Here is a 13,811-nt window from a genome sequence, read left to right on the forward strand (position 1 = left end):
ACGAGACGGTTCGGCTTGACAGCTCCATGGCGGGGAGGCGTAGTTCAGGACACGAGACGAACCGTCTCGTCTAAAGAAGGAGGTGCAGGCCATGACCGCTGGACGTGTGTGGTTCGTCACCGGTGCCAGCCGCGGGCTGGGCAGGGCGTTCACCGAGGCGGCGCTCGGCGTCGGAGACCGGGTGGTGGGACTCGCCCGTGACGTGGAGCCGCTCGCCGGACTGGCCGGGGACCGGTTGCTCGCGCTGCCCGTGGACGTGACCGATCGCGACGCGGTGTTCGCTGCCGTGGAGGTCGCCGTCGAGCAGTTCGGGCGGCTGGACATCGTGGTCAACAACGCCGGCACCCTGCACATGGGCATGATCGAGGAGTTCGGCGAGGCCGAGGCCCGGGCGCAGATGGAGACCGACTTCTTCGGCGCGTTGTGGGTGAGCCAGGCCGTGCTGCCGCGGTTGCGGGAGCAGGGCTCGGGTCACCTCGTCCAGGTCTCCAGCATCGGCGGCCTCGGCGGCCACCCGATGACGGGGATGTACAGCGCGAGCAAGTTCGCCCTGGAGGGGATGAGTGAAGCGCTGGCGATGGAGGCCGCGCACGACCTCGCGTTCGACCTGTCGCGGCGGCGGATGGCCACCTGCGAGGCGTGGGAGGCGGCCGAGCACGCCGTCCCGCAACCGCCTGGCTCGTGAAATCCAAGATCCGCAGTTCGTTACCGACAGCGGCCTGGCTGACCTGACCGTACGCCGGAGAGGCCCGCGCCCGCCCGCGTTCCGACACCACCTCGTACGTCTACCTGGGTGCCGTCCGGCGAATCCTCGAGAACTGGGTGACCACCGGCAGGCACCCCCGCTGGACCAGGCGAGCGTTCTGGACATTGCGGGCATGGCCGTACTCGCCATCGGGCGAGCTGATCGACATCGCGTTCGATCGCGTCAGCGGGCAGGAGGCGGCCCGGATTCTGAGCGAGGTGCTCGGCCGCCAACCTGATCATCCACCAGACCCGATGAGCGGGAGCAGCAGGTCATCGACGACCGCTTCGATCTGCTCGCCGGTGCTCTTGGGTTGTCCGCTGATGCAGTGGTAGAGGAGCATCGCTGGCCCGGCTGCGGCGATCGCCGTCTCGCTCGCACCCGATGCGGCGCCGCCGTATCTTCTGATCAGCTCGATGATGCGTGTCTCGCAGGGCACGGTGACCGACTCATGGAAGAGAACACGTAGCTGGGCGGTCTGCTCATCGCCTGCGGCCGCCACCGCCTGGAAGGCCGTGCCCTTGGAGTCGAACAGTGCCTGATTGAGGTAGCCGAGGAATATCACCAGGCCGTCGCGGAGCGGTGTGTCTGCGGGGATCTCCGGCGGGGCGGGAAGCAGGTCGCGCAGCGCATCGCGTACCAGTTCCTCCTTGTTGCGCCACCGCCGGTACAGGGCCGCCTTACCGGTGCCGGCCGCGGCGGCGACTCGGTTGGTGCTCAGCTTGGCGTAGCCGACGGTCCCGAGCTGCTCGATCACCGCGTCGAAGATGACCCGGCGCAGCGCTTCACCACGCCGCCGCGAGATGGGCGGCTCCGGCCGCGCCGCCTGTTCCGCCGATGTGGTCATCGACCCCTCCGTACGCACTCGACCGTTGCGCTCTCACCCTACTGGCCCCATATAGTGAACCACCTGGTTCCCTATATGGAGATCGCCCAGTCTGAGGAGGAGAGATGTCGAGCCCACCCGAAAGATCCCCCGCTGCAGCACCGGCGCCCGCCACCGACGCGGCGCCGCGAGCCGCTGACGCAAAGCTGACCGGCTTCGGTGTGATGACACTGGCCGTGATCGTTTCCTGCGAGCTGATTCTGATGCTCGACGCCACGATCATGAACGTCGCGCTGCCTGAGATCCGGGGCGGTCTCGGGTTCACCCCCGTCGGGCTGTCCTGGGTCACCAACGCCTTTCTGCTCGCCTACGGCGGCTTGATGCTGCTCGGCGGCCGTGCCGGTGACATTCTCGGCCACCGTAAGGTGTTCCTCATTGGCATGGCGCTGTTCACCGCCGCCTCCCTGCTGGGCGGCTTAGCCCCCACCCCCGAGGTGCTCATCGTCGCCCGCGCCGTGCAAGGTCTGGGTGCGGCGTTGGCCGCGCCGAGCACGCTTGCCCTGCTGACCACCAACTTCCAGGGCAGCCTGCAGGCCAAGGCCCTCGGTGTCTACTCCTCGGTCACCGCTTCTGCCATGACCTTCGGCCTGGTCCTGGGTGGAGTCATCACCACCGCGCTGTCTTGGCGCTGGGTGCTGTTCATCAACGTCCCCATAGGGCTGTTCGCGATCCTGGTCGCACCGCGATATGTCGCCAAGTCGCCGACACGGGCGGGCCGTTTCGATGTGAGCGGGGCGCTGACGTCGGTGTTCGGGCTGGTCGGGGTGGCCCTCGCGCTGGCGCGTACAGTCGAGCACGGCTGGCAGGACCCGGTCGCGCTCGCGGCGCTGACGACCGGGGTCGTACTGCTGGTCGCGTTCGTGCTGATCGAGTCACGGGCGAGGCAGCCGATCATGCCACTCCGGCTGTTCGCCGACCGTACCCGCGCCGCTGCCTTCGCCGGCCTCCTGCTGATCCCCATGGTGACGGTGAGCATGCAGTTCTTCGTTGTCCAGTTTCTCCAGGAGGTGCTGCACCACAGCCCACTGCAGGCCGGGTTGGCGTTCCTGCCCATGGCGATCGGGATGTTGCTGACCGCGCAGAACGCATCGAAAGCGATTGCCAAGTTCAGCGCCAAGACCGTCGCGCTCGTCGGTGTGGCGTTGCTCGTGGCCGGCGTGGCGTGGCTGGTTCCGATCTCGGCGATGACAAGTTACGTGGCCGGCATCGCCGGTCCCCTGCTGCTGGCAGGGGTGGGGCTGGGCTTGGTCGTCGTACCGTTCAACATGGCGATCATGTCCACCGTCGACCCTGCCGAGTCGGGAGTTGCCGCCGGGGTGCTCCAGACCGCGATGCTCATCGGCGCCTCGGTCGGCCTTGCGGCACTGTCCACTGTGTACGCCTCGACCATCGAAGAAAACAGCGCCTCCGTGACGCGCCCCACAGTCGATGCCATCGCCGCGGGCATGGGGGCAGCCTTCGCCGTCAGCCTTGGCTTCGCGGCCACGGCACTGCTGATCATCTTTTTTGTGATGAAGAGAACACGCCTGCCCTGAGGTAGTGAGCGCCGACCAGATCCCTCCGACTGAGGATGAGAGCACATCGCCGCGCGCCGGCGGCGGCCTGACCCTCGCCTGGCCCGGGACAGAGGAGTCCCGGACCAGGCGGGTCACTTGATCCCTCGCGTGTCCGAGGGAGGGACGCGGGGCCTTGTCCGGCGGTGTTCTGGGCTCTATGTTCGTTCCGTAGTCCGGTTTTTGTTGCGTAATAGGGAACAACCGGAGGGTGCATGGGGAGCCGGCCTCGTTTGGTGATCATTGGAGCCGGCATCGTGGGCTGTGCCCTGGCCGACGAGCTCACCGGGCGGGGGTGGACCGATGTCACCGTCGTCGACCAGGGGCCGCTCTTCGCCACCGGCGGGTCCAGCTCGCACGCCCCGGGCCTGGTCTTCCAGACGAACCCGTCCAAGACGATGACCGAGTTCGCCTCCTACACGGTGCGCAAGTACACCCGGCTCAGGCTCGCCGGGCGCCCCTGCTTCGACCAGGTCGGCGGGCTTGAGGTGGCCACCACCCCTGAACGCTGGACCGACCTGCACCGCAAGGCGGGGTGGGCCGAGTCCTGGGGGGTGGAGGGCGAGCTGGTCGACACCGACCGGTGCCTGGAGCTCTGGCCGATGCTCGACCGGCGCCTGGTGCTGGGCGGCTTCCACGTGCCGAGCGACGGGCTGGCCGCCGCCCTCAGGAGCGCGGAGGCGCAGGCGGGCCGGGCCGCGGAACGCGGGGCGCGGCTGCTGGCGAGGCACACCGTGGTGGGCGTCGAACAGCGGGGCGGCCGGGTCACCGGGGTCGCGGTCGAGACCGGGGACGCGAAGTACCGGGTCATCCCGGCCGACGTGGTCGTGTGCGCCGCCGGGTTCTGGGGGCCGTCCGTCGGGAAGATGGCCGGGCTCACCGTGCCGCTGCTGCCGCTGGCCCACCAGTACGCCAAGTCCGGGCCGCTGGCCGTACCCGAGGGGCCCATCCTGCGGCACCAGGATCGCGACCTGTACTTCCGCGGCCACGGCGACCGCGTCGGGATCGGGTCCTACGCGCACCGGCCGATGCCGGTCGGGCAGCACGAGATCGGGCCGAAGGGCACCGTGATGCCCTCGGTGCAGGCGTTCACCGAGAAGGACTTCGAGCCGTCCTGGCGCGACGCCGTCGAGCTGCTGCCCGCGCTCGGCGAGTCCACCTGCACCGACGGCATCAACGGGATCTTCTCCTTCACCCCCGACGGCTTCCCGCTCATCGGGGAGGCGCCGGAGCTGGACGGGTTCTGGCTGGCCGAGGCGGTCTGGGTGACGCACTCCGCGGGCGTCGCCAAGGCCGTGGCCGAGCTGCTGGTTGATGGGTGTTCGAGCTTCGACCTGCACGAATGCGAGCTCAGCAGGTTCGAGAAGGTCCAGCTGGCCCCGGCCTTCGTCGAGGAGCGCGGCAGGCGGAACTTCGTCGAGGTCTACGACGTGATCCATCCGCTGCAGCCGATGGAGTCGCCGCGGCCGATGCGGACCAGCCCGTTCTACCAGCGCCAGACCGAGCTGGGTGCGGCCTTCCTGGAGGCCGCCGGGTGGGAGCGGCCGCACTGGTTCGAGGCGAACGTTCCGGCGCTGGAGGAGCTGATCCGGCGGCGGGGCAGCGACGGGGAGGTGCCGGAGGCGGCCGCCGAGCCGCTGGTCGGCCTGGCCCGGCGGGGGGAGTGGGCCAGGAGGTACTGGTCGCCGGTGGCCGCCGCCGAGTCCTACCTGACCAGGGAGAAGGTCGCCCTCTACGACATGACGCCGCTGAAGCGGATCGAGGTGCGCGGGCCCGGGGCGGTCTCCTTCCTGCAGCACCTGACCACCAACAACGTGGACAAGAAGCCTGGCTCGGTCACCTACGCGCTGCTGCTCGACGCCCGTGGCGGGGTCCGCTCCGACCTGACGGTGGCGCGGCTGGCGGAGGACCGCTTCCAGGTCGGCGCCAACGGCAACCTCGACCTCGACTGGCTGACCCGGCACGCGCCCCGCGACGTGCGGGTCCGCGACATCACGCCGGGCACCTGCTGCGTCGGCGTGTGGGGCCCGCTGGCCAGGGAGCTGGTCCAGCCGCTCACGGACATGGACCTGTCCCACGCGGGCTTCCGCTACTTCACCTGCAAGGAGGGGTACGTCGGGCACGTGCCGGTCATCGCGATGCGCGTGTCCTACGTGGGGGAGCTGGGCTGGGAGCTCTACACCACGGCCGACCTGGGCCTCAAGCTCTGGGACACGCTCTGGGCCACCGGCCTGCCGATCGCCGGGGGCAGGGCCGCGTTCAACAGCCTGCGCCTGGAGAAGGGCTACCGGCTGTGGGGGGTCGACATGACGCCCGAGCACAACCCGTACGAGGCGGGGCTGGCGTTCGCCGTCCGTGACGACAAGGACTTCCTGGGCCGCGACGCGCTGTCCGCCGACATCACCCGCAAGCTCGTGCCGCTGCTCAGCGCCGAGGTGGTCATGGGCAAGGAGCCGGTGCGGCACGCGGGCCGTACGGTCGGATACGTCACGAGCGCCGCCTACGGGCACACGATCGAGCGGCCCATCGCGTACGCCTGGCTGCCGATCGAGCTGACCACCCCAGGCACACATGTCGATATTTCATACTTCGGGCGGCAAGTCCCCGCCGAGGTCGCCGCCGAACCGCTGTTCGACCCCAAGATGGAGAAGATCAGACGTTGACCCATCCCGACTTCCTCTGGCGCGACCCCGACCCCAAGCCCTCCTACGACGTGGTCATCGTGGGCGGCGGCGGACACGGTCTGGCCACCGCCTACTACCTGGCGGCGAACCACGGCCTGACGAACGTGGCGGTGCTGGAGAAGGGCTGGCTGGCCGGCGGCAACATGGCCCGCAACACCACGATCATCCGCTCCAACTACCTGTGGGACGAGAGCGCCGCGATCTACGAGCACTCGCTCAAGCTGTGGGAGGGGCTGAGCGAGGAGCTCGACTACGACCTGATGTTCAGCCAGCGCGGCGTGCTCAACCTGGCCCACAGCCTGGGCGACGTGCGCGAGGGCAGGCGCCGGGTCAACGCCAACCGGCTGAACGGGGTCGACGCCGAGTGGCTCGACGCCGACGAGGTCAGGAAGTTCTGCCCGATCGTCAACGTGTCCTCCTCCGCTCGCCATCCGGTGCTGGGCGCGACCCTGCAGCGGCGCGGCGGCATCGCCAAGCACGACCACGTGGCCTGGGCGCTGGCCCGCAAGGCCGACGCCTACGGCATCGACCTGATCCAGGGCTGCGAGGTGACCGGCTTCGACATCGAAGGCGGCCGGGTGCGGGCCGTGCGCACCTCGCGGGGCCGGATCGCGGCCGGGAAGGTCGCGCTGGCCTCCGCCGGGCACACCTCGGTGCTGGCCGAGCGGGCCGGGATCCCGCTGCCGCTGCAGTCGCACCCGTTGCAGGCGCTGGTGTCGGAGCTGCTGGAGCCGGTGCTCGACTGCGTGGTCATGTCCAACGCCGTGCACGTCTACGTGAGCCAGGCGCACAAGGGCGAGCTGGTCATGGGAGCGGGCATCGACGCGTACAACTCCTACGGCCAGCGCGGCGCGTTCCACGTGATCGAGGCGCAGATGGCGGCGGCGCTGGAGCTGTTCCCGATCTTCAGCCGGGTGCGGGTGCTGCGGACCTGGGCCGGCATCGTGGACGTCTCGCCCGACGCCTCGCCGATCATCGGCCGCACTCCCGTCGAAGGTCTGTACGTCAACGCCGGCTGGGGCACCGGCGGGTTCAAGGCCACTCCCGGCTCCGGCTGGGTCTACGCGCACACGATCGCGCACGACGAGCCGCATCCGCTCGCCGTGCCGTTCGCGCTCGAACGGTTCACCACGGGCGCGCTCATCGACGAGCACGGCGCGGCCGCCGTAGCGCACTGAGAGGGGAGCGCCGATGCTGCTGATCGACTGCCCGCACTGCGGGCCGCGCGACGAGAACGAGTTCCGGTACGGCGGCCAGGCCGGGATCGCCTACCCAGAGCGGCCCGCGGAGCTGACCGACGACGAATGGGCCGGGTACGTGTTCCGGCGCGACAACCCCAAGGGCTGGTTCCACGAGCGCTGGTTCCACGCGCACGGCTGCCGCGTCTGGCTGACCGTCGAGCGGCACACCGTCACCCACGAGATCCGGAAGCCACGATGACCCGTCTCCCTTCGGGCGGTCTGGTCGACCGCTCGGTCACGCTGTCGTTCCGCTTCGACGGCCACGCGCTCCAGGGGCACCCCGGCGACACCCTCGCCTCGGCGCTGCTCGCCTGCGGGGTGCGCGTGGTGGGCCGCAGCGTGGAGCTGGGACGGCCGCGCGGCGTCTTCTCCGCCGGCGCCGAGGAGCCCAACGCGCTGGTCCGGGTGGGGGCCGACCCGATGGTGGCGGCCACCACCGTCGAGCTGCGCGACGGGCTGGAGGCGTGGAGCCTGCGCGGCAAGGGCCGGGTGGACCTCGACGCGGCCGACGACCGGCGCTGCGACAAGGGCTACCTGCACTGCGACGTGCTCGTCGTCGGCGGCGGGCCCGCCGGGCTGGCCGCGGCGCTGGCGGCGGGCCTGACGGGCGCGCGGGTCATCCTGGTGGACGACCAGCCGCGGCTCGGCGGCGACCTGCTGAACAGCCGCGTGCGGCTCGACGGCGCCCGGGGCCTGGACTGGGCGGCGCTGGTGGCGGCGCGGCTGGCCACGCTGCCCGAGGTCAGGGTCATGACGCGGACGACCGCGATCGGCTACCACGACCACAACTACCTGGTGGCCGTCGAACGGCGGCCCGGCGGTGAGCGACTGTGGCACTTCCGGGCGCGCGGGGTGGTGCTGGCGACCGGCGCGCACGAGCGGTCGCTCGCGTTCCCCGGCAACGACCGGCCGGGCGTCATGCTCGCCTCCGCCGCCCGCGCCTACGCCAACCGGTACGGCGTGCGCCCCGGCCGCCGGGCCGTCGTCTTCGCCTGCGCCGACTCCGGCTACGAGGCGGCCCGCGACCTGGCCGCCGCCGGAGTGGAGGTCGCGGAGATCGTGGACCCGCGCGCGCCCGGCGGCGAGGTCGTCACCGGCACCACCGCCGACGCCGGCGGGCTGCTCGACGGCGTCCGGATCGGGTCGCGGCGGGTCGAGGCCGACCTGCTGGCCGTGGCGGGCGGCTGGAACCCCGCTGTGCACCTGTTCAGCCAGTCGCAGGGCACGCTCCGCTTCGACGAGGGGCTTCAGACGTTCGTGCCCGACGTGTCGGCGCAGGCCGAACGGTCGGCGGGGGCCTGCCGGGGGCTGTACGGCACGGCCGAGGCGATCGAGGACGGATTCGCCGCCGGGGCGCAGGCCGCCGAGCAGGCGGGGTTCGGCCCCGTTCACCTCCCGAGGGTGCCGGACGGCGACGAGCGGGCGCTGCGGGCCCCGGCGGCGCTCTGGATGACCGGTCCCGGCGCGACCCAAGCCGGTGGCGGCGAGCCGGTCCGCGCCGAGCCGGTCGGCACCGAGCCCGGCCTCAGCGAACCCGCGTTCGTGGATCTGCACCGCGACGTCACCGTGGCCGATCTGGCCAGGGCCACGGGCGCCGGGATGCGCTCCCCCGAGCACGTCAAGCGCTACACCACCGCGGGCACCGGAGCCGACCAGGGCAAGACCTCCGGGGCCGTGGTGACGGGGGTGATGTCCGCGCTGCTCGGGGTCGGGCCTGGCCAGGTGGGCGGCACCACGTACCGGCCGCCGTACACGCCGGTGTCGTTCGCGACCCTGGCCGGGCGTGACCGGGGGCCGCTGTCCGACCCGGTGAGGACGACCGCCCTGCACGCCTCGCATCTGGCCAGGGGAGCGGTCTTCGAGGACGTCGGCCAGTGGAAGCGCCCGTGGTACTTCCCCCGCGACGGCGAGGGCCTGAATGAGGCCGTGCGACGGGAGTGCCACGCGGCCCGCACCGGGGTCGCCGCGATGGACGCCTCCACGCTCGGCAAGATCGACATCAGAGGCGGCGACGCGGGCGGGTTCCTCGACCGGATCTACACCAACCTGTACTCCACGCTCCCCGTCGGAGCCTGCCGCTACGGGGTGATGTGCGGCGCCGACGGGATGGTCTTCGACGACGGCACCACCAGCCGGCTCGGCGACGACCACTACCTGATGACCACCACGACGGGCAACGCGGCGGCCGTGCTCGACTGGCTGGAGGAGTGGCACCAGACCGAGTGGCCCGCGCTCGACGTCTCCTTCACCTCGGTGACCGACCACTGGGCGACGGTCGCGGTCGTGGGGCCCCGAGCCCGCGAGGTGCTCTCCGTGATCGCGCCGGACGCCGCCGGGCTGGCGTTCATGAGGCACACGGCCGCCGAGGTGCTCGGGGTGGAGGGGCGGGTGTTCAGGATCAGCTTCTCGGGCGAGCTCGCGTACGAGGTCAACGTGCCCTCCTGGTACGGCCGGAGCCTCTGGGAGGCCGTTCTGGGCCTGGGCGCGGTGCCGTACGGGACCGAGACCATGCACGTGCTGCGGGCCGAGAAGGGGTTCGCCATCGTCGGCCAGGAGACCGACGGGACCGTCACCCCGCAGGACCTGGGCCTGTCCTGGCTGGTGTCGAAGCGCAAGCCCGACTACATGGGCAGGCGCTCGCACGCGCGGCCGGACACCTCGCGCGACGGTCGCAAGCGGCTCGTCGGGCTGCTCGCCGACGACCCGGCGGAGCAGGTGGAGGAGGGCGCGCAGCTGGTGGCCGGGCCCGGCGACCGGGTGATGCTCGGCCACGTCACCTCCGGCTACACCAGTGCGGCGCTCGGCCGGACGTTCGGCCTGGCCATGGTCCGCGACGTCACGACCGGCGACCGGCTCACGGCCGTCTCCGGCCAGGCGGCCGTTCCGGTGACGGTGGTGGAGCCCGTCTTCTACGACCCGGAGAACACCCGCCGTGACGGCGACCCGTCCGTGGCCCGGCGCGGAGGAGACGCGAGCCCTTCCCCGGCCGGTCCCTCAGCGGAGGCGTGCCGGGCGGAGAGCCCGGCGGCCGGGTTCGCGGAGCGCTTCGCGGCGGCCGGCGACGACCGCGTACGGGTGCGGGAGGCGCCGTTCATCCCGATGTGGGAGGTGCGCGGCGCGGATCCGGGCACCGGGCTACGGCTGGGACCGGCCTGGTGGCTGGTGACGGGCGAGCCTGAGGGGCGGCCGGGCTGGGTGGACGTGTCCGCCCAGCGGACGGTGCTGGAGCTCGACGGGCCGGGCGCGCTGGACGTGCTGATCACCGGCTGCCCGGTCGACCTGCACCCCTCGGTGTTCACCGCACCGGTCCAGACGCTGCTCGGCCAGGCCCCGGTCATCCTGGAGCCGACGGCCTCCGGCTACCGCGTCTACGTGCGCGCGTCGTTCACCGCGTACCTGGCCGAATGGCTTCTCGATGCTATAGCGGGGAATTTGGTGATTTTGGGGTAATAGCTCTACCTAGACTTTACGAAAAACTATAAGTCTGGGAGACAGTGTGCGGTTTCGTGTTGGATTGGCCGGATTAGCTGCTGCGGCGTTGCTCACCGGATGCGGGGAACTGGAAGCGCGGATCGATGCCGACACCGGCTCCGCCGCCGACTCGAAAGGCTCCCATTCCAAGAGCGACATCACCGACGCCCTCAAGAAGCTGGACAAGCTGGCCGTCAAAGGCCGTGCCCCGCGCACCGGGTTCGAACGCGAGAAGTTCGGCCCCGCCTGGGCGGACGTCGACCGCAACGGCTGCGACACCCGCAACGACATCCTCAAGCGTGACCTGACCGACGAGACCTTCAAGCCCGGCACCCATGACTGCATCGTGCTCACCGGCACCCTGAAGGACCCCTACAGCGGCAAGACCATCTCCTTCAAGCGTGGCCAGGACACCAGTACGGCGGTCCAGATCGACCACCTGATCCCGCTCTCGGACGCCTGGCAGAAGGGCGCCCAGCAGTGGACGGACACCAAGCGCAAGGAGTTCGCCAACGACCCGCTCAACCTGCTCGCGGTCGACGGCCCGCTGAACGGCCAGAAGAGCGACGCCGACGCCGCGACCTGGCTGCCCCCGCGCAAGGCGTACCGGTGCGCGTACATCGCCCGTCAGGTCGAGGTGAAGGCGAAGTACGACGTCTGGGTCACCGCTGCCGAGAAGACCGCGATGAAGGACATCCTGGACACCTGCTGACACAGCCCGGATCGCGCCGGAGAACCGGCGCGATCCGGGACGGTCCATGGACGGCGGAACGGCGGGACGTCAGGGCGCCGAGCCGGACGGAACTCCCCGCCGCTCGGCCTTCGACGTCTCACGGTGGTCAGTCGTCGTCGGAGTCGTTCGAGTCGTCGGAGTCGTCGGAGGCGGTCGCCTTCGCCGTCTCGTGCTTGAGCACCTTCCCGCTCGTCGCGTCGAGGTCGAACTCGTGCTCCACGTCACCCTTGACCAGGTCGACCTCCCACTTCGCCGTCTTCGAGTCGTCCCGGTCGAGGGACACGTCGTCGATCCACCCGCCGGGCACCTGGTCGTGGGCGATCTTGATGGCCTGCTCCGCGGTGACCTTGGGGGCCACAGGCGGGGCGGTGGCGGACGTGGCGGCGACGGCGACCGCCGTGCTGCCGCCCGCGATGAGGAAGACGATTCCGGTACCTACTGCGATGACTCTGTTTGTGATCCGCATGGCCCCACCTCATCGTGATCGCCGGTAAGAGCGCGCTAAGGACCGGTTAACACCACGTCCACGACCGCCCCGCCCCCGGCGGCGTACGAGACCGACAGCGACCCGCCCGAGGACTCGGCCGCGCGGCGGGCGATGTCGAGCCCGAGACCGGTCGAGCCGCCCGCGCTGTCACCCCGCCTGGCCAGGGCGGGATCGAACCCCGGCCCCCGGTCGCTCACGGTCAGCGCGGCGCCGGAGCCGCGCGGAGCCAGCCGCACGGCGAACGGGACGCCCTCGGGGGTGTGCGCGAAGACGTTGCCCAGCAGCGCGTCCACGCAGGCCGCGAGGTCGGCCGCGCCCACCGCCACGGGCAGCTCCGCGTCCGGCAGGGACACCTCCACCTCGCGCCCCTGGTCCTCGGCCAGCACCGACCAGAACCGCACCCGCTCCCGCACCACCGCGGTCGCGTCGCAGCTCTCCCGGCCGGCCGAACGCCGCCGGGCGTCGGTGATGACGGTGCTCACCGCCCGCTCCAGCGCGTCGACCCGGGCCGCGAGCCTGGCCGCCTCCTCCGGGTCGCGCAGCGCCTCCGCGTCCAGCCGCAGGGCCGTCAGCGGGGTGCGCAGCCGGTGCGACAGGTCGGCCACCGACTCCCGCTCGGCCGCCAGCAGGTCATCGATGCGGGTGGCCAGGTGGTTGAGGGCCAGGGCCACCGACCGGACCTCGGGCGGTCCGCCCGGCTCGGCCCGCGCGGCCAGGTCGCCGCTCGCCAGCCGGTGCGAGACGCGGGCCAGCCCGTCGACCGGCCTCGTCACGGCCAGCGCCAGCCGGTCGGCCAGCACGATGCCGAGCAGGACCAGCCCCAGCCCCAGGACCAGCAGCGCCGCCCAGGCCTCGCGGACGCCTCGCGTCAGCTCGGCGTCGCTCACGAAGACCCTGATCACCGCCGTGCCCTCGGAGGTCTGGGCGGACGACAACACCTCCCTGCCATCGGGCGCCTCCGCGGTGACGCTGCGGCCGGTCGCGGCGAGGCGTACGGCGGCGGAGCGGGGAGCGGCGGCGCCCAGGACCCGCCCATCCGGCAGGAACACCGTCACCGGCCGGGGCACCTGCTCGACCGCCAGCGCCAGGTCGGGGGTGCCGACGGCGACGCTCACCGACTCGGCGGCGGCGGTGGCGCGGTTCATCGCGCCGTTCTCCGCCACCGACCGGATCAGCAGCGCCATCGGCACCAGCAGCGCGATCAGCACCAGCGAGGTGGTGGCCGCCACCAGCAGCGCCAGCCAGCGCCTCATGACGGCTCGGTCAGCTTGACCCCGACCCCGCGCACGGTGTGCAGATAGCGGGGGTCCGCGGCGGTCTCGCCCAGTTTCCTGCGCAGCCACGACAGGTGCACGTCGACCGTCTTGTCCGCGCCGCCGTAGGGGAGCTGCCACACCTCCGTGAGCAACTGCCGCTTGCTCACCACCTCGCCGGGCCGGGCGGCCAGGTAGTGCAGCACGTCGAACTCACGCGGTGTCAGATCCAGCTCCTGTCCGTCGAGCGTGGCCGCCCTGGCCCGCGGGTCGACGCGCAGCCCGCCCACGAGCAGCGGCTCGGCCGCGGGCTCCGCTCCCGCGCGCCGCAGCACGGCCCTGATCCGCGCGTCCAGCTGCGCCGCGCTGTACGGCTTGACGACATAGTCGTCGGCCCCCGCGTCGAGCACCGGCACCATCTCGGAGTCGCCTTCGCGCGCCGTCGCGACGATCACCGGCACCCGGCTCACCGCGCGCAGCATGCGCAGCAGGTCCACGCCGTCGAGGTCGGGCAGCCCCAGGTCGAGCACGACCAGATCGGGCCGGTCGTCGACGGCCAGCCGCAGCCCCTCGAAAGCCGTGGGAGCCGAGGAGACGGCATGGCCGAGGTCCCGCAGGCCGCGGCTCAGCGCGCTGCGGATCGCCACGTCGTCCTCGATGAGCAGGATGTCAGCCATATGGGGAAACCGTAGACGGTGAAACACCATGCGAGGAGCGCTCTTAGCGTTGCCTTAACCAGGCATTAGCCGCAGATGGCG

General features: G+C 71.4%; 11 protein-coding genes. 7 read left to right on the plus strand and 4 right to left on the minus strand.

All coding sequences use genetic code 11. The annotated features are described in order from the left end of the window. The first annotated feature begins 91 nt into the window (after nucleotides 1-91). Nucleotides 92-685, plus strand: coding sequence for an SDR family NAD(P)-dependent oxidoreductase (locus IEY82_RS09585; RefSeq protein ID WP_189123677.1), 594 nt, complete (start codon nucleotides 92-94; stop codon nucleotides 683-685). Nucleotides 686-983: 298 nt separating this feature from the next. Here the strand turns inward: IEY82_RS09585 and IEY82_RS09590 are convergent, their stop codons facing one another. After that, nucleotides 984-1,592 (minus strand): TetR/AcrR family transcriptional regulator, encoded by a 609-nt coding sequence (locus tag IEY82_RS09590; RefSeq protein ID WP_189123678.1) that lies wholly within the window; start codon nucleotides 1,590-1,592, stop codon nucleotides 984-986. Between the two features lie 104 nt (nucleotides 1,593-1,696). Here IEY82_RS09590 and IEY82_RS09595 point away from each other — a divergent pair, with 104 nt between their 5' ends. The 6 genes from IEY82_RS09595 to IEY82_RS09620 all read left to right on the plus strand — a co-directional run bounded on the left by IEY82_RS09595 (nucleotide 1,697) and on the right by IEY82_RS09620 (nucleotide 11,292). Beyond that, nucleotides 1,697-3,166 (plus strand): MFS transporter, encoded by a 1,470-nt coding sequence (locus tag IEY82_RS09595; protein ID WP_189123679.1) that lies wholly within the window; start codon nucleotides 1,697-1,699, stop codon nucleotides 3,164-3,166. Between the two features lie 233 nt (nucleotides 3,167-3,399). Next, nucleotides 3,400-5,847, plus strand: a complete 2,448-nt coding sequence (locus IEY82_RS09600; protein WP_189123680.1) for a GcvT family protein — start codon at nucleotides 3,400-3,402, stop codon at nucleotides 5,845-5,847. Next, nucleotides 5,844-7,046 carry a sarcosine oxidase subunit beta family protein gene (locus IEY82_RS09605; RefSeq protein ID WP_189123681.1) on the plus strand — a complete coding sequence of 401 codons (1,203 nt, stop codon included), beginning with the start codon at nucleotides 5,844-5,846 and terminating at the stop codon, nucleotides 7,044-7,046. Before IEY82_RS09600 ends, IEY82_RS09605 begins: the two co-directional genes overlap by 4 nt. A 13-nt stretch (nucleotides 7,047-7,059) precedes the next feature. Further along, on the plus strand, nucleotides 7,060-7,308 hold the full coding sequence (locus IEY82_RS09610) for a sarcosine oxidase subunit delta (RefSeq protein WP_189123682.1): 249 nt from the start codon (nucleotides 7,060-7,062) through the stop codon (nucleotides 7,306-7,308). Then, nucleotides 7,305-10,559, plus strand: a complete 3,255-nt coding sequence (locus tag IEY82_RS09615) for a 2Fe-2S iron-sulfur cluster-binding protein (RefSeq protein WP_308015948.1) — start codon at nucleotides 7,305-7,307, stop codon at nucleotides 10,557-10,559. Before IEY82_RS09610 ends, IEY82_RS09615 begins: the two co-directional genes overlap by 4 nt. Before the next feature lie 46 nt (nucleotides 10,560-10,605). Further along, entirely contained in the window at nucleotides 10,606-11,292 is a 687-nt protein-coding gene (locus tag IEY82_RS09620) for an HNH endonuclease family protein (RefSeq protein ID WP_225262537.1), read from the plus strand. Between the two features lie 127 nt (nucleotides 11,293-11,419). Here the strand turns inward: IEY82_RS09620 and IEY82_RS09625 are convergent, their stop codons facing one another. The 3 genes from IEY82_RS09625 to IEY82_RS09635 are packed head-to-tail and all read right to left on the minus strand — an operon-like array spanning nucleotide 11,420 to nucleotide 13,730. Beyond that, entirely contained in the window at nucleotides 11,420-11,779 is a 360-nt protein-coding gene (locus IEY82_RS09625) for a PepSY domain-containing protein (protein WP_189123683.1), read from the minus strand. A gap of 35 nt (nucleotides 11,780-11,814) precedes the next feature. Further along, nucleotides 11,815-13,053: a sensor histidine kinase gene (locus IEY82_RS09630; protein ID WP_189123684.1), complete on the minus strand. Its 1,239-nt coding sequence runs from the start codon at nucleotides 13,051-13,053 to the stop codon at nucleotides 11,815-11,817. Continuing rightward, complete coding sequence (locus IEY82_RS09635) at nucleotides 13,050-13,730, minus strand: response regulator transcription factor (protein ID WP_189123685.1); 681 nt, start codon at nucleotides 13,728-13,730, stop codon at nucleotides 13,050-13,052. The genes IEY82_RS09630 and IEY82_RS09635 overlap by 4 nt, the downstream gene beginning before the upstream one ends. Between the last annotated feature and the right edge of the window lie 81 nt (nucleotides 13,731-13,811).

The sequence above is a fragment of the Nonomuraea cavernae genome (assembly GCF_014646355.1).
GTDB classification, from domain to species: domain Bacteria; phylum Actinomycetota; class Actinomycetes; order Streptosporangiales; family Streptosporangiaceae; genus Nonomuraea; species Nonomuraea cavernae.

Coding starts and splice junctions, on each gene's coding strand:
- IEY82_RS09615 (WP_308015948.1), top strand. CDS start 7,305: ATGACCCGTCTCCCTTCGGGCGGTCTGGTCGACCGCTCGGTCACGCTG.
- IEY82_RS09595 (WP_189123679.1), top strand. CDS start 1,697: ATGTCGAGCCCACCCGAAAGATCCCCCGCTGCAGCACCGGCGCCCGCC.
- IEY82_RS09600 (WP_189123680.1), top strand. CDS start 3,400: ATGGGGAGCCGGCCTCGTTTGGTGATCATTGGAGCCGGCATCGTGGGC.
- IEY82_RS09630 (WP_189123684.1), bottom strand. CDS start 13,053: ATGAGGCGCTGGCTGGCGCTGCTGGTGGCGGCCACCACCTCGCTGGTG.
- IEY82_RS09635 (WP_189123685.1), bottom strand. CDS start 13,730: ATGGCTGACATCCTGCTCATCGAGGACGACGTGGCGATCCGCAGCGCG.
- IEY82_RS09610 (WP_189123682.1), top strand. CDS start 7,060: ATGCTGCTGATCGACTGCCCGCACTGCGGGCCGCGCGACGAGAACGAG.
- IEY82_RS09625 (WP_189123683.1), bottom strand. CDS start 11,779: ATGCGGATCACAAACAGAGTCATCGCAGTAGGTACCGGAATCGTCTTC.
- IEY82_RS09585 (WP_189123677.1), top strand. CDS start 92: ATGACCGCTGGACGTGTGTGGTTCGTCACCGGTGCCAGCCGCGGGCTG.
- IEY82_RS09590 (WP_189123678.1), bottom strand. CDS start 1,592: ATGACCACATCGGCGGAACAGGCGGCGCGGCCGGAGCCGCCCATCTCG.